Origin of the sequence: Streptomyces sp. NPDC026672, assembly GCF_040638185.1 — a bacterium.
In the GTDB taxonomy this organism is placed as follows: Bacteria; Actinomycetota; Actinomycetes; order Streptomycetales; family Streptomycetaceae; genus Streptomyces.
The window spans coordinates 1-16,491 of record NZ_JBEZXS010000031.1 but is presented as its reverse complement, the minus strand read 5'-3'; the positions used below and the strand labels follow the sequence as shown (position 1 = coordinate 16,491).

The 16,491-nt window shown below is 73.2% G+C and carries 16 protein-coding genes; 9 read left to right on the top strand and 7 right to left on the bottom strand.

Translation table 11 applies throughout. The features are described from left to right. Nucleotides 1-114: 114 nt before the first annotated feature. Nucleotides 115-474 carry a nuclear transport factor 2 family protein gene (locus AB0F77_RS30075; RefSeq protein WP_361954832.1) on the top strand — a complete coding sequence of 120 codons (360 nt, stop codon included), beginning with the start codon at nucleotides 115-117 and terminating at the stop codon, nucleotides 472-474. Nucleotides 475-486: 12 nt separating this feature from the next. On the opposite strand, the gene AB0F77_RS30070 is transcribed toward AB0F77_RS30075, so the two are convergent. Further along, a complete protein-coding gene (locus AB0F77_RS30070; protein WP_361954909.1) occupies nucleotides 487-774 on the bottom strand; it encodes a DUF5955 family protein in 288 nt (95 codons plus the stop codon). A 214-nt stretch (nucleotides 775-988) separates the two neighbouring features. Here AB0F77_RS30070 and AB0F77_RS30065 point away from each other — a divergent pair, with 214 nt between their 5' ends. Then, nucleotides 989-1,588: a nucleotidyltransferase family protein gene (locus AB0F77_RS30065; RefSeq protein WP_361954831.1), complete on the top strand. Its 600-nt coding sequence runs from the start codon at nucleotides 989-991 to the stop codon at nucleotides 1,586-1,588. A 183-nt stretch (nucleotides 1,589-1,771) separates the two neighbouring features. After that, the gene (gene aceB, locus AB0F77_RS30060; RefSeq protein ID WP_361954830.1) at nucleotides 1,772-3,397 is read left to right on the top strand and encodes a malate synthase A; all 1,626 of its coding nucleotides are present in this window, start codon (nucleotides 1,772-1,774) and stop codon (nucleotides 3,395-3,397) included. Here aceB and AB0F77_RS30055 read toward each other — a convergent pair. From AB0F77_RS30055 to AB0F77_RS30040, 4 genes are all read right to left on the bottom strand, one after another. Then, complete coding sequence (locus tag AB0F77_RS30055) at nucleotides 3,387-3,686, bottom strand: SelT/SelW/SelH family protein (RefSeq protein ID WP_361954829.1); 300 nt, start codon at nucleotides 3,684-3,686, stop codon at nucleotides 3,387-3,389. The two genes, aceB and AB0F77_RS30055, sit on opposite strands and share 11 nt — an antisense overlap. Further along, nucleotides 3,683-4,597: a HipA family kinase gene (locus AB0F77_RS30050; protein ID WP_361954828.1), complete on the bottom strand. Its 915-nt coding sequence runs from the start codon at nucleotides 4,595-4,597 to the stop codon at nucleotides 3,683-3,685. Before AB0F77_RS30050 ends, AB0F77_RS30055 begins: the two co-directional genes overlap by 4 nt. A gap of 106 nt (nucleotides 4,598-4,703) precedes the next feature. Next, entirely contained in the window at nucleotides 4,704-5,150 is a 447-nt protein-coding gene (locus AB0F77_RS30045; RefSeq protein WP_361954827.1) for an ester cyclase, read from the bottom strand. A gap of 59 nt (nucleotides 5,151-5,209) precedes the next feature. After that, nucleotides 5,210-5,974: an SDR family NAD(P)-dependent oxidoreductase gene (locus tag AB0F77_RS30040; RefSeq protein ID WP_361954826.1), complete on the bottom strand. Its 765-nt coding sequence runs from the start codon at nucleotides 5,972-5,974 to the stop codon at nucleotides 5,210-5,212. A gap of 135 nt (nucleotides 5,975-6,109) precedes the next feature. Between AB0F77_RS30040 and AB0F77_RS30035 the strand changes: the two genes are divergently transcribed. Next, nucleotides 6,110-6,982, top strand: coding sequence for a helix-turn-helix transcriptional regulator (locus AB0F77_RS30035; RefSeq protein ID WP_361954825.1), 873 nt, complete (start codon nucleotides 6,110-6,112; stop codon nucleotides 6,980-6,982). A gap of 34 nt (nucleotides 6,983-7,016) precedes the next feature. Here AB0F77_RS30035 and AB0F77_RS30030 read toward each other — a convergent pair whose 3' ends face one another. After that, nucleotides 7,017-8,621, bottom strand: a complete 1,605-nt coding sequence (locus AB0F77_RS30030; RefSeq protein ID WP_361954824.1) for an IucA/IucC family protein — start codon at nucleotides 8,619-8,621, stop codon at nucleotides 7,017-7,019. 175 nt (nucleotides 8,622-8,796) lie between these two features. On the opposite strand from AB0F77_RS30030, the gene AB0F77_RS30025 reads away from it, so the two are divergent. From AB0F77_RS30025 to AB0F77_RS30015, 3 genes are read left to right on the top strand one after another with little or no spacing between them, the layout of a single operon-like run. Continuing rightward, complete coding sequence (locus AB0F77_RS30025) at nucleotides 8,797-10,314, top strand: IucA/IucC family siderophore biosynthesis protein (protein WP_361954823.1); 1,518 nt, start codon at nucleotides 8,797-8,799, stop codon at nucleotides 10,312-10,314. A gap of 9 nt (nucleotides 10,315-10,323) precedes the next feature. Further along, nucleotides 10,324-11,586, top strand: coding sequence for a VWA domain-containing protein (locus AB0F77_RS30020; RefSeq protein ID WP_361954822.1), 1,263 nt, complete (start codon nucleotides 10,324-10,326; stop codon nucleotides 11,584-11,586). Further along, nucleotides 11,586-12,404 (top strand): hypothetical protein, encoded by an 819-nt coding sequence (locus AB0F77_RS30015; RefSeq protein WP_361954821.1) that lies wholly within the window; start codon nucleotides 11,586-11,588, stop codon nucleotides 12,402-12,404. Before AB0F77_RS30020 ends, AB0F77_RS30015 begins: the two co-directional genes overlap by 1 nt. 113 nt (nucleotides 12,405-12,517) lie before the next feature. On the opposite strand, the gene AB0F77_RS30010 is transcribed toward AB0F77_RS30015, so the two are convergent. Continuing rightward, nucleotides 12,518-13,144 carry a winged helix-turn-helix transcriptional regulator gene (locus tag AB0F77_RS30010; protein WP_361954820.1) on the bottom strand — a complete coding sequence of 209 codons (627 nt, stop codon included), beginning with the start codon at nucleotides 13,142-13,144 and terminating at the stop codon, nucleotides 12,518-12,520. Between the two features lie 82 nt (nucleotides 13,145-13,226). Between AB0F77_RS30010 and AB0F77_RS30005 the strand changes: the two genes are divergently transcribed. Continuing rightward, nucleotides 13,227-14,435, top strand: coding sequence for a pyridoxal phosphate-dependent aminotransferase (locus AB0F77_RS30005; RefSeq protein ID WP_361954819.1), 1,209 nt, complete (start codon nucleotides 13,227-13,229; stop codon nucleotides 14,433-14,435). A gap of 216 nt (nucleotides 14,436-14,651) precedes the next feature. Then, nucleotides 14,652-16,400, top strand: a complete 1,749-nt coding sequence (locus tag AB0F77_RS30000; RefSeq protein ID WP_361954818.1) for a hypothetical protein — start codon at nucleotides 14,652-14,654, stop codon at nucleotides 16,398-16,400. The last annotated feature ends 91 nt before the right edge of the window (nucleotides 16,401-16,491 follow it).

Sequence of the window (16,491 nt, the reverse complement as noted above, 5' to 3'; positions counted from 1 at the left end):
CCACCCGGCCGGCCGAATCCCTCGGACATGCACACCCCGCACCCATGACCGGTTACTGCTAAAGTAGAAGTCAGTTACTTCTGTTTTAGCAGTTAACCCGGAACAGGAACCGTCATGAGCGAGAACACCGCCCGGCCCATCGACCCCGCCGCGCTGCCCGAGGTGATCACCCGGTATCTGGAGGCGCACCGCGTGCGCGACACGGCCACCGCGCTCGGCGCCTTCCGCCCCGACGCGGTGGTCACCGACGACGGCCGCACCCACGAGGGCGCCGCCGCGATCGAGCGCTGGCTCGACAAGGAGGCGTCCGAGTACACGTACACCGTCGAACTCACCGGCGCCGAGCGGACGGACGACACGCACTACGTCGCCGTCCAGCACCTCGAAGGCGACTTCCCGGGCGGCGTCGTCGACCTGTACTACCGGTTCGTCCTCGCCGGTGGACTCGTCGAGCGGCTGGTCATCGAACCGTAGATCCCCCCGAGGTCAGTCGTGCGGCGGCTCCCCGAACAGGTCGACGGCGTTCCGTACGTCCGACAGCCCCCGCGCCAGCGCGCTGACCGAGCCGATCGCGCCCGCGATCAGCAGCAGCGAGCTGCGCAGGCGCGCGGTCTCCGGCGCACCGCCGGAGATCATCGCGGCCAGCGCCGCCAGTTCGTCCTCGGCGATGACCCGGTCGGCGAACTCGACCGGGTGCGCGGCGAGTTCACGCCGCAGCCGGGACACGGCGGTCCGCAGTCCCGCCACTCTCGGATCCTCGTCGCTCCCGGTCACCGACCTCTGTCCCACGCTCCGCAACACTGTCCTCCCCCATCGCACGACGTCGTGCGCGCACGCCTCGCGGTCCCGCCCGGTGCCCCGCGACGTTGGTCGGACGCCCGGGGACGCGGGTCAGTAAACGCCAACCGGCGCGCCGAGCGCCACCGCGCGGACGGAAATTCAGCCCTGGGGACGGGCGCCTGTCCCCGGGGCGAGGTATGCAGGAGCCATGACGGACGACAAGGGCCGCGTCGCGGGGCTGCTCCTCGCCGCGGGCGGCGGACGACGACTGGGCGGACGGCCCAAGGCACTGCTGGCACACCGGGGCCGACCGCTCGTGGAACACGCGGTCGGCGTCCTGCGCGCCGCCGGCTGCGAACGGATCCACGTGGTGCTCGGGGCGGCGGCGCAGGCCGTGCGCGAGCGGGCCGACCTGAGCGGCTGCGTACTCGTGGACAACCCCGACTGGGCGCAGGGCATGGGCTCCTCGCTGCGCACCGGCCTTGACTCGCTGGCCGGGACGGACGCCGAGGCCGCGCTGGTGCTGCTCGTGGACCAGCCCGGCATCGGCCCGGCGGCCGTGTCGCGGGTCGTCGGCGCGTACACGGCCGGGGCGTCGCTGGTGTCGGCGGCCTACGACGGTGTGCGCGGCCACCCCGTGCTGTTCGGGGCGGCGCACTGGGCGGGGATCGCCGCGAGCGCGACCGGGGACCAGGGTGCGCGGGCCTATCTGCGGGCACACGAAGGGGCGATCCGGCTCGTCGAGTGCGGGGACGTGGCACAGGCGTACGACATCGACACGGAAGCCGATCTGGCGCACCTGGAGTGAGCGGGTGGCACCGTGCGCCACCTTGCCTCGACCCGGAGAATCTCGACATCAACAAACCATTGAAGTTCCACGATAAGGAAACTAGTATCCACAGATCAGAAGCGCCCTGGCGCTCCCAGGGTTTCACTCACCCCACCCGGAACCACTGGCACCCGGTGCCACCGCCGAAGGAAGTGACCGCTCATGTCCGCACCAGCGCCGACCCCGCCGGCCGTCGTCGACGCCGAGCCCCTGCCCCGGCAGGAAGAGGTCCTCACCAGTGCGGCGCTCGCCTTCCTGGGCGAGCTGCACCGGCGGTTCACCCCGCGCCGTGACGAGCTCCTCGCCCGCCGCGCGGAGCGCCGCGCCGAGATCGCCCGCACCTCCACGCTCGACTTCCTCCCCGAGACCGCCGCGATCCGCGCGGACGACTCCTGGCGGGTCGCGCCCGCGCCCGCGGCCCTGGAGGACCGCCGCGTCGAGATCACCGGCCCCACCGACCGCAGGATGACCGTCAACGCCCTCAACTCGGGCGCCCGGGTGTGGCTCGCGGACTTCGAGGACGCGCTCGCACCGACCTGGGAGAACGTGGTCCTCGGCCAGCTGAACCTGATCGACGCCTACGCCCGCCGCATCGACTTCACCGACCCGGCGTCCGGCAAGTCGTACGCGCTGGGCCCCGAGGAGCGGCTCGCCACCGTCGTCATGCGCCCGCGCGGCTGGCACCTGGACGAACGGCACCTCGTCGGCGCCGACGGCGCCCCGCTCCCCGGCGCCCTGGTCGACTTCGGCCTGTACTTCTTCCACAACGCCCAGCGGCTGCTGGACCTCGGCAAGGGACCGTACTTCTACCTGCCGAAGACGGAGTCGCACCTGGAGGCCCGGCTCTGGAACGACGTCTTCGTCTTCGCGCAGGACCACGTCGGCGTCCCGCAGGGCACCGTCCGGGCCACCGTGCTGATCGAGACCATCACGGCGGCCTACGAGATGGAGGAGATCCTCTACGAACTGCGCGACCACGCCTCGGGGTTGAACGCAGGACGCTGGGACTACCTGTTCTCCATCGTCAAGAACTTCCGTGACGGCGGCCCCCGGTTCGTGCTGCCGGACCGCAACGCGGTGACGATGACGGCCCCGTTCATGCGGGCGTACACCGAACTCCTCGTCCGCACCTGCCACAAGCGCGGGGCGCACGCGATCGGCGGCATGGCCGCGTTCATCCCCTCGCGACGCGACGAGGAGGTCAACAAGGTCGCCTTCGAGAAGGTCAAGGCGGACAAGGACCGCGAGGCGGCCGACGGCTTCGACGGCTCCTGGGTCGCCCACCCCGACCTGGTGCCGCTCGCCATGGAGTCCTTCGACCGGGTGCTCGGCGACCGCCCCCACCAGAAGGACCGGCTCCGCGAGGACGTGCACGTCGAGGCGGCCGACCTCATCGCCGTAGACTCGCTGGACGCCCGGCCCACGTACGCCGGTCTCGTCAACGCCGTACAGGTGGGCCTGCGTTACATCGAGGCGTGGCTGCGCGGTCTGGGCGCGGTGGCCATCTTCAACCTGATGGAGGACGCGGCCACCGCCGAGATCTCCCGCTCGCAGATCTGGCAGTGGATCAACGCGGGCGTCGAGTTCGAGAACGGTGAGAAGGCGACGCCGGAGCTGGCCCGCGCGGTCGCCGCCGGTGAACTCGCCGCCGTCCGCGCGGAGATCGGCGACGAGGCGTTCGCCGCCGGCCACTGGCAGCAGGCCCACGACCTGCTGCTCCAGGTCGCGCTGGACGAGGACTACGCGGACTTCCTGACGCTGCCCGCCTACGAGCGGCTCAGGGGCTGACGTCCGCCGCGCGGTCGGCGTCGCGGTCGGAGTGGCCCAGGGACCTGCCCGGGGCCACCCGGTCGCGCACCAGGCGCTTCACGGCCGTCGGCTCGGGGAAGCCCTGGTCGCGCCGGTCCCACACCACCTCGTCGTCCACCCGCACGACGAACACTCCGCCGGTGCCCGGCTTCAGGGCCAGCTCGGTCAGCTCCGTCTCGAAGGTCGTCAGCAGTTCCTGGGCCAGCCACGCGGCGCGCGGCAGCCAGCGGCACTGCGTGCAGTACTCGATCTGGACACGATGACTCATCCCAGGTGCACCGACCAATCCTGTTCCGCCGCCGGTTCGCCGTGCAGGTCGGGGACCCGCCGCAGCCACTTCGGACGGCCCTGCTGGGTCCTGGCCGCGCGGGCGGCCTCCTCGGCCGCGAGTTCCGCACGGCTCGGGAAATCGGTGGGCAGCCACTCGCGGGAGGCACGCACCCGGGCGGCGAGGTAACCGACGTAGGCGGCCCGGACCTCGTCAGGGGTGGCGAAGCCCGGCTCGTCGGCGAGCCAGGCGTCCGGGACCTCGGTGAGGATGCCGCGCAGCAGTTCCTCGGTGACCTTCGGCGCCAGTTCGGCGTCGGCGGCCCGGACGTCGGGGCCGTAGTGGCCGAGGGCGTGGTGCCGGAAGTCGTACGCCTTCGCGGGCGCCGAGGCGTCCCAGCGGTGGTGGAAGACGAGGGCGGCGCCGTGGTCGATGAGCCACAGCCGGGCGGGCGCGATGCCGAACGTGGGCCAGACCATGAGGTTGGAGCTGTGGACCGTGCGGTCGACGTTCACGGTGAGGGCGTCCAGCCAGACGATCCGCCCGGCCTCCAGCGGGTCCACGGGGAAGGTGCGGGCGACCTCGGGCGTGAGGTCGCGCGCGCCCGGCAGGTAGTCCATGCCGAGGTTGAGTCCGTGGCTGGCGTCGAGGAGGTCACGGACCTCCTGGTGCGGTTCGTCACGGCCGATCGCGGAGTCGAAGTGCACGAGCACCAGCTCGGGGAAGCGCAGCCCGAGGGCGCGGGCCAGCTCACCGACGATCACCTCGGCGACCAGCGCCTTGCGGCCCTGCGCGGAGCCGGTGAACTTCACGACGTACGTCCCGAGGTCGTCGGCCTCTACGACCCCGGGCACCGAGCCACCGGAGCGCAGGGGCGCGACGAAGCGGGTGGCGGTGACCTCCCTCAGCATCTTCCGGGGTCCCGCGAACCGTCTGCCTCACATTCCATGCCCATCCCCCACACGGTACAGCCCGGGGAATCCTCCCCGACCGGCCCTGGGGAGAATCCGGGCGGCCCTACCGGCCGACCGGGCGGGAAGCGGCCTGCACGAAAAATTGGGGCAGCCCCTGGACGCCCAGCTGGACGAGGGCGCGGGGCCAGTCGAACTGGTCCCAGTGCTCGTAGAGCTTCCCGTCCCGGACGGTCCAGATGTCGACTCCGTCCCATTCGAGTTTCTGTCCCCTCGGTGCGACTCCCAGGAAGGGATCGCCCGTCACCGTGGGGTTGTGCTGGATGTAGCCCGCGGAGACGATGCGCTCGGCTTGCCGTTCCCGGCGCGTGCCGTCGCGCTCGTTCTCCAGAGCCGTGAAGTCGCGGCCCAGTCGGGTGTCGTGCGCGACGAGGCTCGACGCGTGGGCCGGCTGTCGGCCGTCGGGGGTGTCGGCCAGGGCCGCACCGGTCAGGCCCCCGGCGAGCAGGGTGCCCAGGCTCACCGCGGTGGCGATCGACCTGCGCAGTTGCATGAACGCTCCTTGTTCCTGCCGCGGCACGCGGACGGGGCGGGCGACGCCGAACGCGAGGCTCAGACCTGGTCGGTGGGGCGGATGACGATCTCGGCCACGGCCCGGCGGCGCGGTCCGGTGACGATGTACGCGACGGCCTCGGCGATGTCGTCGGCGTGCAACTGCTCGACGTCGGCGAACCTGGCCCGCATGCGTTCCTGGACGGCCGCCTGCTGGTGGCCGATGAGCTCGGTGTCCACGAGGCCCGGCTCGACGACGGAGAAGCGGACGTTGCGCCGGGCGTACTCCTGCCGCCAGGCCTCGGTCGCGGCGGTGACGCCGAACTTGGTCGCGTTGTAGACGGCGGCGTGGGGAATGACGAAGCGGCCGGCGATCGAGCTGATGTTGACCACGTCGGCGACCTGCCGCGGGCCGGTGGCGGCGGTGACGAGGTGGGGCAGAGCGGCCTTGGTGACGTACAGCAGCCCCTTCACGTTGACGTCGACCATCCGCTGCCACTCGTCCAGCGGTGCCCGGGCCGAGTCACCGGTGAGCATGACGCCGGCCGCGTTGACCAGGGTGTCGAGGCGGCCGAGCTGCTCCACGACTTCGGCGACGACGCCCGCCGCGGCGTCGGCGTGGGTCAGATCGGCGGCCAGCGGGAGGGCGTCGCCGCCCTGCTCGGCGATCTCCTTGGCCAGCGCGTCGATCCGGTCCTGACGGCGGGCGACCGGCACGACGGTGGCGCCCTGGGACGCGAGCCGAAGGGCGGTGGCCCGGCCGATACCGCTGCTGGCCCCCGTGACCAGGGCAACCGTCGACAGCAAGGGGGGAGTGGTGGGCACGGCGATGACCTCCGCGGGGGTGGTGGGGTGACTGGGATCCACTGTGCGATCCGGCTCGGCCGAGTACCAGAAGCGTGCTTATCCAGGTATCCGCACCGCCTGGTTACAGGATCCGCGCGGTGGCACAGTGGGCTCGTGACGACGTCCTCGGGAGCCGTGCCCGCACCGCCGGCCGATCATCGGGTCAGACGCCGGGAACTGGCGTCCTTCCTGCGCAGCAGGCGGGAACGCATCTCCCCGGAGCAGGCCGGACTGCCGCTCACGGGCCGTCGGCGCACCCCGGGGCTGCGGCGCGAGGAGGTCGCGCAGCTCGCGGGCATGGGCGTGACCTGGTACACGTGGCTGGAGCAGGGGCGGGACATCAACGTCTCGGCGCAGGTGCTGGCCGCGATCGCGCGCACGCTGCGGCTCGATCCGTACGAGCGTGTCCACCTCTACACGCTCGCCGGGCACCCGGCGCCGCCGACGGACCGTGACCGTACGGCCATCCCGGACGCCGTGCTGGTGATGCTGCGTCAGCTGGAGCCGATCCCGGCCGCCGTGATCAACGCACGGTTCGACCTGCTCGCCCACAACCACACCTACGGACAGATGGTCGGTGGGCTGGGCCGGCTGCCGTCCGAGGACCGCAACTGGCTGCTGCTCATGTTCACTTCGCCGAGTTGGCGGGCCTGCGTCCTCGACTGGGAGGACTCCGCCGCGCGCCTGGTCGGCCGGTTCCGCGCGGGCACCGCGGCGCACGCAGCCGACCCCGGCTGGAAAAGCCTGGTGGAACGACTGCGGCGGGAATCACCGGACTTCGAGCGTCTGTGGAACCAGCACGACGTCCGGGGGCCGGAGAACTTCACGAAGCGTTACCGGCACCCCGAGGTCGGCCTGCTCACGCTGGACTACACACAGCTGTGGCTCGGCGAGAGTTCGGAGCTCAAACTCACCACCCACACCCCGGTCGGCGAGGAGACCTGGACGAAGGTACGCCTCCTGCACAGGAAGGCGTCCGGAGGGTGAGGCCCGCGACGTGGCACGACCGCGCGCCCGGCGGTCAACTGGTGTGGAGCGGGTTCGGGATGGGGCGGTAGTGGGCCGCGGCGCCGTCCGCGCCGGTCCAGCGCAGCAGCAGGTTGGTCTTGCCGGGCAGGGTGGGTGAGGCGAGCAGGGCGGCGGCCTCGGGGAGGTCGTGGCGGGCGAGTTCGGCGCGGGCCGCGGGCCAGGGGTCGAGACCGGGGTGGTGTTCGGCGAGGGCGGCGGCGACCTCCACGAGGTGGTTGACGACCAGGCAGTACACCAGCCGCTCCCAGCCGGCCGCGCGCGGGACGTCGGTGAGCAGCTTGACGCCCTCGGCGTCCCGGTAGAGGACCTGTGCGGGCGTCCCGGCGGCGTCCACGGCGACCAGGGTGTTCTGGAGGTGCGCCTCGACGACGACGCCGTGGTCGGCGAAGGCCGTGAGCGCGGGCGGGACGGTCTGCCGCAGATACGCCGCCCACCAGGCCGCCGGGTCGGGCGCGGCGGCGAGCGGGCTGCCCTCGAAGCCCTCCACGAGCCCGGCGGCGAGCAGCGCGGTCGTGCCGGGCAGCAGATGTCCGCCGAGGCCGTCGCGGACGAGGACGGCGAGTTCCTCGAAGGCGAAGGCCGCGGTGCGGTAGCCGCGGTCGGACAGCCAGGCGGCGGGACCGTCCTGCGCGGCGAAGGCGGCGGTGGCGGCGCCGTCGGTGCGGCGCAGTCGCAGCAGGTCGTGGCGCCACAGCCGGCGGATGTCGTTGGTGATGCGCACGTCCAGGCTGAACTTGAGGAACAGGTCGGGTCCCGGCACGTGGACGGTGCGGATCGCGGCCGTGGGCCAGGTGTCGAAGGCCGTGGTGCCCAGCCGGACCAGCCTGCCGTCGGCGAAGGCCGGGGCGAGGGCGGGGGCGGCGAGGTCGAGCTGCCAGGGGTGGGCGGGCAGCAGCCGGTAGCCGGGCGGGGCGGTGCCGAGCGCGTCGAGGGCGCGGGTGTCGCCCTCCTCGGCCACCTGGTCCTCGCGCACGCCGAGCAGCGCCAGCGGGAAGCGGGCGTACGCCTCGGGGGCGTAGGGCAGCCAGGCCGCCGCGGGGCCGCCGCCGCGAGTCTTGGGGGCGGGGTGGTGAGGGTGGCCGGTGACGAGGGACTGCTCCGAGCGCGTGTACGGGTCGTCGGGCGCGGTGGCCCGGGCGCGGGCGGTGAGCAGCGCGGCGACCGTGTCCCGGCTGTCGGCCATCTCCGCGGGCAGGTCGTGATTGGGTACACCGGTGTACCGGGCCAGTTCGTCGGCGACGAGCTTCACCAGCTCGGCGTGGTCGAGCCGGCGCCAGGCCCCGTCGGCACGGACCTCGGGCCCGGCGGGACGCCGCCCGCCTCGCACCCGCAGGACGCGGCCGGTACCGGGCAGGCGGTACACCCGCGGGCCGCCGTCACCGGGGTGAGCGGCGTCGTTCCCGAGGCGGGCGCCGCTGTCGCCGGAGCTGTCTCCGTCGCCGAGGCGGGCGCCCTCCCCGGGGCGGGCGCCGACGCCTTCGCCGTCACCGATGTCGTCGCCCCGGACCGGTTCCGCGACCTCCCTGAGGAGGCAGTTGAGCAGGGGCGCGGTCGCGTGCGCGTCGGCGCGTCCTGCGGCGTCGTCGCTGGGGGGCATCGGGTCCACGCGTTCCCTTCGTCGTGCGGTGTCCTCTTGGTACCGCGCGATCAGTATGTCTGTCGTACGTGTCCGCGGTGAGCGCCGATCATGGGGGTGACGGCGGGACCCGCCGGGCACGGTCGTCGTGCCCGGTGTCCGCGACCGCCGCCTTCCGTAGCCGAGGAGTCCGACCGTGTCCCCTTCCTCCACCGCCGAGGCCCAGCTCGCCGCCGAGCTCGGCGAGGTCCGGCCCGGCCTCGTGGGCCGGTACACGGCCGAGCTGCCGGGTGCCCGGGCTGCCGTGCTGACGCGCCTGTGGCGGGCCTTGGCGCACGAGCCGCTGCCGTGGATCGCCCGCCGGACGGCCGGGGCGGACGGTCCGGTCCTGCGGCTGCACGACGGCCGGGTGCTGCACGGGCCGCACGCCGATCCGTACGCGACGGACGCGTACGCGCCCGAGGTACGGCTCGACGGGGTGGCGTACGACGATCCGGCGCGGCTGATGACCGACCTGGCGGTGCCGCACGCGGCGGCCTTCGCGGCCGAACTGGCGGGCAGCGCGGCCTCGTTGGCGCTGTCGCGGGCGGGCCGGGCGGACGGTGGCCCGGTGCGGCCCGAGCGGGACTGGGAGTGGGAGCAGCAGGTGGTGGACGGGCATCCGTTCCACCCCAACTGCCGTTCCCGGCCCGGCTTCTCGGCGGCGGAGCAGCTGGCCTACGGGCCCGAGCACCGGCCGGTGGTACGGCTCGGGACGGTGCCGGTGGCCGCGTCGGAGTGCCTGGTGAACGGAGAGTGGCCGACGGAACTGCGGGACGGGGGACGGCTGTTGATCCCGGTGCATCCCTGGCAGGCCGCGCACGTCCTCAAGGTGCCGTGCGAGAACGGTCCTTCGGCGCACCCCCTGATGTCCCTGCGGACGCTCGCCGTGCCCGGCGGCCCGCACGTGAAGACGGCGCTGAGCGCGCGGCTGACGTCGTCGGTGCGGGACATCTCGGTGTACTCGATCGGTGCGTCGGCGACGCTGTCCCGGTTCGCCCAGGAGCTGGCCGCGCACACGGACGGGCTGCTGCACATGACCCGCACACTGGGCGCGGCGAGCGCCAACTCCCCCGATCTGGCGGCCGTGTTGCGCGAGTCGCCCGAGGTGTACGCGGGTCCGGGCGAGCGGGTGCTGCCGGTGGCGGCGCTCGCCACCACGGACCTGCCGGGCTCGCCCGCCCGGCTGGCGGCGTTCGCCCGGCTGGCCCTGACGGTCGGGCTGCGGCTGCTGGACCTCGGGGTGGCCCTGGAGGCGCACGGCCAGAACCTCCTGGTGGTCCTGTCGGCCGCGGGCGAGCCCGTGCGCCTGGTCTACCGCGACCTCGCCGACATCCGGGTCAGCCCGGCCCGGCTCGCCCGGCACGGCATCACCCCGCCACCGCTGACCGGCCGGCTGGTCACGGACGACGAACGGGCCCTGCGCCGCAAGCTGTTCGGGTCCCTGGTGGCGGGGGCGCTGGCGGCGACGGCCGGTTCGGGCCCGGCGCTGCGCGCGGCGCTCACGGCGGCGCTGCCCGCGCTCCCGGAGACCGCGGACCTGGCCGCGCTGCGGAAATCCCCGCTGCCCGCCAAGGCCCTGACGCTGATGCGGCTGTCCCCGGAAACGCCGGGCGACCAGTGGACGGCCCTGCCCAACCCGTTCGTTTTGGAGCGCGATACCTTCGCTCAATAGGATCCGCCGATGATCAGAAGACAACGGCTGGCGGCAGGGGCCTGTGCCCTGTTCGTCGCCCTGACGGCCGGGATCGTCGCTCCCGTCGGCGCGGCGGCCGACGAGACCGATCAGGCCGCTCCCAAGGTGGAACTGGTGCTGGACGTCAGCGGGTCCATGCGGACGCGCGACATCGACGGCGGCAGCCGGATGGCCGCGGCCAAGCAGGCGTTCAACGAGGTGCTCGACGCGACGCCCGAAGAGGTGCAGCTGGGCATCCGCACCCTCGGCGCCAACTACCGCGGCGACGACCGCAAGACGGGCTGCCTGGACACCGAGCAGCTCTACCCGGTGGGCCCGCTCGACCGGACCGAGGCCAAGACGGCAGTCGCCACGCTGGCGCCGACCGGCTGGACGCCGATCGGGCCCGCGCTCCAGAAGGCAGCGGGCGATTTCGGCGACGGCGACGGCACCCGCCGTATCGTCCTGATCAGCGACGGCGAGGACACCTGCCAGCCGCTCGACCCGTGCGAGGTGGCGCGTGAGATAGCCGCCAAGGGCATCGGGCTGACCATCGACACCCTGGGGCTCGTGCCGGACGCCAAGACACGGGACCAGCTCAGCTGCATCGCGGACGCGACCGGCGGCACGTACACCTCCGTGCAGCACAAGGAGGAACTGTCGGACCGGGTGGGCCAGTTGGTCGACCGGGCCGCGGATCCGGTGGTGACGCCGGTGGCGACCGAGGGGACCGGCCGGTGCGAGCAGGCGCCGGCGCTCGAGTCCGGTCTCTACACCGACCGCGAGGAGTTCGGGCAGCAGCGCTGGTACAAGGTGGACGTGGACCCCGGGCAGGAGCTGCGCGCCTCGGTGAGCGTCTCGGCGGACCGGGCCGTCGACCCCGACTACGGGATCCTGCTGCGCGCGGTGACCACGCACGGCCGGGAGATCGTGCGCGGCGAGGCGGCGGGCAACGGCCGCACCGACGTGATCTCCACGGGGCTGCGCTATCCGAAGGCGGAGGGCGACGACGACACGGCGACCGCCGAGACGGTCTGCCTCCAGGTCACCAACTCCTATTCCGCCGCGGCCGGGGTGAAGACCACGCCGGGGCTGCCGCTGGAGCTGACCGTGGACGTCGTGGACGGGCCGAGCAGGGCCGGCGACGTGGCCGCCTTCGGTCTCGGGCGCGGCTGGTGGCTGCTGGGCGCGCTCGTGGTGGCCGGCTTCGTCGCGGGTCTGCTGTGGGGCTGGCTGTCGCGCTGGCGGGTCGCGGTCTGGAGGACCAACTGATGCGGATCACCAGGATGCTGGGCGGGGCGCTGCTGGTGCTCGGGCTGGCCGCGGCCCCGGCGGCGGCCGACTCCACGCCGTCGCCGAGCGCGTCGGACGACGGCGGGGCGCCGACGCAGGCGGGCACGTCGTTCCGTACGGCGACCGAGGTCGAGCAGGGGCAGCGGGCCACCGCGAGCGGTTCCACCGGTGACTACCTGTACTGGTCGTTCCCGGCGGACGCGGGGCAGCGGCCGGACGTGAAGGCAAAGGTCGAGCTGCCCGGGACGCACGGCAGGCAGACGTGGCAGCTGGACGTGTACGACGGGCTGCGCCGCCGGCAGGCGTGCCAGTACGGCGCCGCGACCCGTACGGCCGGGCAGGGCACCGGGTCGGTGGAGCTGGCGTGTGTGCTGCGGACCGTGCGCGCGTGGGCGGAGCCGTGGTCCGACGACCCGCTGCCGGGCACGTACTACGTCCGGCTGACCGTGGTGGACCTCGCCTCGTCGGACCTCGGCCAGCCGGTGAGCACCGAGGTCCGGGTCGACTCCAAGGACATGGGCGGCGCCGCGGCGGTGGACGGTTCACTGGCGCAGCCGCTGGTGCCGGGGGTCGCGGTGCGGCCGAAGGGCGAGGACAGCGACGGTACGGACGACGACTCGGCGAAGTCGGCCGTCCTGTCCAGCATCGAGCCGGACGGCGGCTGGTCGTCCAACTGGTGGTCCGACCGCTGGGTGTGGACCGGTGTCGGCGGCCTCCTCGCCGCCCTGGCGGGCATCGGCGGCTACACCCTGACCCGCGGCACGGGCCGCCCGCCCCGGGTCCCCCCGCACGCCTGACCCACCCGCGCGAGGGCCCGCCGCGACACACCGCGGCGGGCCTTCGCCGTACCGGGCGGGGCAAGGACCGTACGACGGCAGGCCGTTCAAGCCAGCCTCGTAGGTCTCGTAGGTCAGGACTCCCGGAGGGACTTGGCCAACGGGGTGTCGCCCGTCACCTCGATCGCGCCGTCGCGGACGGCCTCCGGGACGGGGAGTTCGCCCCGGGCCACCGCCGTGCAGGTGGCCGTGTCCATGGTGAGGCGGGCGTCCGGGGCGACGGGGGCGGGACCGTCGCCGTAGACCGGGTCGTCCTGCGCCCCGAGGTACAGGTGGAAGTCCCCCTCCTCCAGGTGCACTTCGACCAGCCCCTCCCCCTCCAGTGCGCGCAGCAGCGGCAGGGCGAACCAGTGGGCGCGCACGGCGTCGGTGGGCCGCCGCTCGCCCAGCTCCGCCTCCCCCCACTCCCCCAGCGCCTGGAGCACCGGCAGCAACCGCCGTCCGCGCCCCGTGAGTTCGTACACGTACGCCGCGGCGGGCGGCGGCAGCCTGCGCCGCGTGGCGAGCCCGTCCCGCTCCATGTCCTTCAGCCGCGAGGCGAGTACGTCCGTGCTCACGCCCGGCAGGTCCGCGTGCAGGTCCGTGTAGCGGCGGGGACCGGCGAGCAGCTCACGGACGATCAGCAGGCTCCAGCGGTCGCCCACGAGGTCGAGGGCGCGGGCGGCGGAGCAGTACTGGTCGTAGCTTCGGCGAGGTGACATGCGGCGCAGTCTAGACGTGTTGTTGGACTTTCCAAGCTCCTACTTGGTAAAACCAAGCAACACGAGTTTCCGGAGGGACGCGATGGAGTTCCGGCAGTCGAACAAGCTCAGCGAGGTCTGTTACGAGATCCGCGGCCCGGTGATCGAGCACGCCAACGCCCTGGAGGAGGCGGGCCACAGCGTGCTGCGCCTGAACACGGGCAATCCCGCCCTGTTCGGCTTCGAGGCGCCCGAGGAGATCCTCCAGGACATGATCCGGATGCTCCCGCAGGCCCACGGCTACACGGACTCCCGCGGCATCCTCTCCGCCCGCCGCGCCGTCGCCCAGCGCTACCAGACGCTCGGCCTGGAGGTCGGCGTCGACGACGTGTTCCTGGGCAACGGCGTCTCCGAGCTGGTCTCGATGGCCGTCCAGGCCCTCGTGGAGGACGGCGACGAGATCCTGGTCCCCGCACCGGACTTCCCCCTGTGGACGGCCGTCACCACCCTCGCCGGCGGCAAGGCGGTCCACTACCTGTGCGACGAGCGGGCCGACTGGTACCCGGACCTCGACGACATGGCCGCGAAGATCACCGACCGCACCAAGGCCGTCGTGATCATCAACCCCAACAACCCGACGGGCGCGGTCTATCCGAAGGAGATCGTCGAGGGCATCCTCGATCTCGCCCGCCGCCACGGCCTGATGGTCCTCGCCGACGAGATCTACGACCAGATCCTCTACGACGACGCGGTGCACCACTCGGCCGCCGCGCTCGCCCCCGACCTGGTCGTCCTCACCTTCTGCGGCCTGTCGAAGACGTACCGCGTGGCGGGCTTCCGCTCGGGCTGGCTGGTCGTCACCGGCCCGAAGCAGCACGCGAAGAACTACCTGGAGGGCCTGACCATGCTGGCCTCCATGCGGCTGTGCGCCAACGCGCCCGCCCAGTACGCCATCCAGGCCGCGCTCGGCGGCCGCCAGTCCATCCGTGAACTCACCGCCCCCGGCGGCCGGTTGCACGAGCAGCGCACCGTGGCGTGGGAGAAGCTGAACGAGATCCCCGGCGTGTCCTGCGTGAAGCCCAAGGGCGCGCTCTACGCCTTCCCGCGCATCGACCCCAAGGTCCACAAGATCCACGACGACGAGCGGTTCGTGCTGGACCTGCTGCTGCGCGAGAAGATCCAGGTGGTCCAGGGCACGGGCTTCAACTGGCCCGCCCCCGACCACTTCCGCATCCTCACCCTGCCGTACGCGGACGACCTGGAGGCGGCGATCGGCCGGATCGGCCGCTTCCTGAGCGGGTACCGGCAGTAGCCGCGGCGGGGCCCGGGAGCCCGGCGACCCAGGACCCCGGGACCCCAGGCCCCCAAAAGCCCCGGACGGCGAATTCGCGGGTGAAGATTCGCCGTTCGCGTCACTCAGCGTGGCCGGTTGACTCTACGCTGCACAGCGGCATCACCGACCACGTCCTGGGAGGGGTATGAACGCGCACGGCAGTGAACGGACGCGGGTCGAGAGGGGCCGCGGCGCATGACGATCCCCCAGGCCCGTTCACCCGTCGGAAGCGTGCCCGGCGACGTCACCCGCTATCTGTGCGCCGCCGCCTACGTCGACGAACGCTTCGCGCGCCGGGTCGTGGCCGACGTCCTGGCCGACGAGGGCAGCGCCGTCGCCCCGTCGCCCGCCGTCGACCTGGTGGCGGTGGCCCGTCACTGCCTGGCCGCACAGGAACTCCGCCACCGCCGCGACCTGCGGCTGGCCGGGGCGTTCGGGCTCGTCCTGCTGGTCGCGCCCCTGTGGCTGCTGGGCGTCGCCCTGCTGCTGTCCATGGCCGTGCGCGGCGCGAGCTCCCGGCCGAGCCTCGCCACCCGCGGCCGACGCCCGCCCGGCAGCGGGGCGTTGCTGAACGCCGCCCTGACCGGCGCCGTCGCCGTGCTCGTCGCCCTCTACGTCGGCGTCCTGCTGTCGGCGCTGTCGCTGCCCGGCTTCGTGAGCTGGCTGCTCGGCGCCTACCTCACGGGCGTGCCGGCGGTGCTGGTGTCCGTGGGCGCCGCCGTGTTCGCCTTCGTGACGGTCGTACGGCACGACCTCGACACCGACCGGCTGCTGCGGACCGGTCTGACCCGCGAGGCGTTCGCGCGCCTGCCGCTGCCGCCCGTGCCGGCGCGCCGGCGCGCGTGGATCGCCGAGCGGCTGACGGTGCTCAAGGAGGCCCAGGAGGGGAACGTCACCGTCTACAGCGGCTACACCCCGTTCATCGGCTACGCGGCCACCGCCTCCAAGTGGTCGCTCGCCGTACCGCTGCTGCCCGCCGAGGACCCGGTCGACCGGGGTGCGCGCCCCGCCGAGCCGGTGGCGTTCGCCGTCACCGAGTTGGTGGCCGCCGTACGCGAACGGCTCGGGGAGGTCGCCGCGCGCGGGGCCGACGCGGCGTCGGACACCGGCGCAGTCACCGGCACGGAGCATCTCGGGTCGCTGGTCCTGGAGGACCGGATCTTCGTGAACGGCACGTCCCTCGGCGACGACGACCGGTTCGTGCGGGCCACGACCCTGGCCCCGGCCGCCCTGCTGCCCGCGGAGGCGGTCCGTGAGGTCGTGCTGAACCCGACCGGGACGGTACGGCACTGTCTGGCGGCTCATGTGCCGCTGTGGGGCGGGGACGTGGTGCCGAGCGTGTTCCTGCACTTCTCGACCGTCGGCCGGACGCTGCACCTGCACTGCGACAACCATGTGCTCGGCCCGGTGGCCGCCGCGTACCACGTCGTGGACCGGATGCACGGGTCGCTGTCGGAGGACGGGCTGCGGGGGCTGCGGGTGACCGCGCTCTCCGGCACCGCCCCCGCGCTGTTCCGGGCGCCGTTCCGCGCGCTCGGGCACGCGCGCTTCGAGTCGTGGCACAGCAGGCGGATGGTGGACGAACTGACCGCCATGGAGCAGGATCCGCTGTACGACTACGGCGCCCGGGTGAGCATCCGCGAGCTGGCGCTCAGCCCCGACTACCACAACTACTTCCAGGTGGTGGACGCCGGGCGGATCACGGCGGTGGTGGAGCGCCACACCCTCGCCGCGATCCGGGAGTTCCTGGACGCCCGCGGCTACGACACCACCGACTTCCGCAGCCAGCAGCAGACCATCCTCAACCAGGGCCTCATCCAGCAGGGCGGGCTGAGCGTCATCGGCAACCAGGCGATCGGTGCCGGGGCCAACGCCACCCAGCACGTCGTGCAGCCGTCGGCCGGTGCCGGTGCCGCCGGAGCGGCGGGCGGTTCCAAGAGCTAGGGCGTGTTTCGAAAGTAGCGCCGTCCGCCCGGAGGGCGGGGCCCGCGGCGTCTGGTGCGTGCAGTCGCAAGGCGGAGGATCGCCCTCGTAC

What these genes read in the sequence shown, in the direction of transcription:
- AB0F77_RS30050 (WP_361954828.1), bottom strand. Translation starts at nt 4,597, where the DNA reads ATGCTGAGGGAGGTCACCGCCACCCGCTTCGTCGCGCCCCTGCGCTCC.
- AB0F77_RS30005 (WP_361954819.1), top strand. Translation starts at nt 13,227, where the DNA reads ATGGAGTTCCGGCAGTCGAACAAGCTCAGCGAGGTCTGTTACGAGATC.
- AB0F77_RS30075 (WP_361954832.1), top strand. Translation starts at nt 115, where the DNA reads ATGAGCGAGAACACCGCCCGGCCCATCGACCCCGCCGCGCTGCCCGAG.
- aceB (WP_361954830.1), top strand. Translation starts at nt 1,772, where the DNA reads ATGTCCGCACCAGCGCCGACCCCGCCGGCCGTCGTCGACGCCGAGCCC.
- AB0F77_RS30030 (WP_361954824.1), bottom strand. Translation starts at nt 8,621, where the DNA reads ATGCCCCCCAGCGACGACGCCGCAGGACGCGCCGACGCGCACGCGACC.
- AB0F77_RS30000 (WP_361954818.1), top strand. Translation starts at nt 14,652, where the DNA reads ATGACGATCCCCCAGGCCCGTTCACCCGTCGGAAGCGTGCCCGGCGAC.
- AB0F77_RS30010 (WP_361954820.1), bottom strand. Translation starts at nt 13,144, where the DNA reads ATGTCACCTCGCCGAAGCTACGACCAGTACTGCTCCGCCGCCCGCGCC.
- AB0F77_RS30020 (WP_361954822.1), top strand. Translation starts at nt 10,324, where the DNA reads ATGATCAGAAGACAACGGCTGGCGGCAGGGGCCTGTGCCCTGTTCGTC.
- AB0F77_RS30045 (WP_361954827.1), bottom strand. Translation starts at nt 5,150, where the DNA reads ATGCAACTGCGCAGGTCGATCGCCACCGCGGTGAGCCTGGGCACCCTG.
- AB0F77_RS30055 (WP_361954829.1), bottom strand. Translation starts at nt 3,686, where the DNA reads ATGAGTCATCGTGTCCAGATCGAGTACTGCACGCAGTGCCGCTGGCTG.
- AB0F77_RS30015 (WP_361954821.1), top strand. Translation starts at nt 11,586, where the DNA reads ATGCGGATCACCAGGATGCTGGGCGGGGCGCTGCTGGTGCTCGGGCTG.
- AB0F77_RS30065 (WP_361954831.1), top strand. Translation starts at nt 989, where the DNA reads ATGACGGACGACAAGGGCCGCGTCGCGGGGCTGCTCCTCGCCGCGGGC.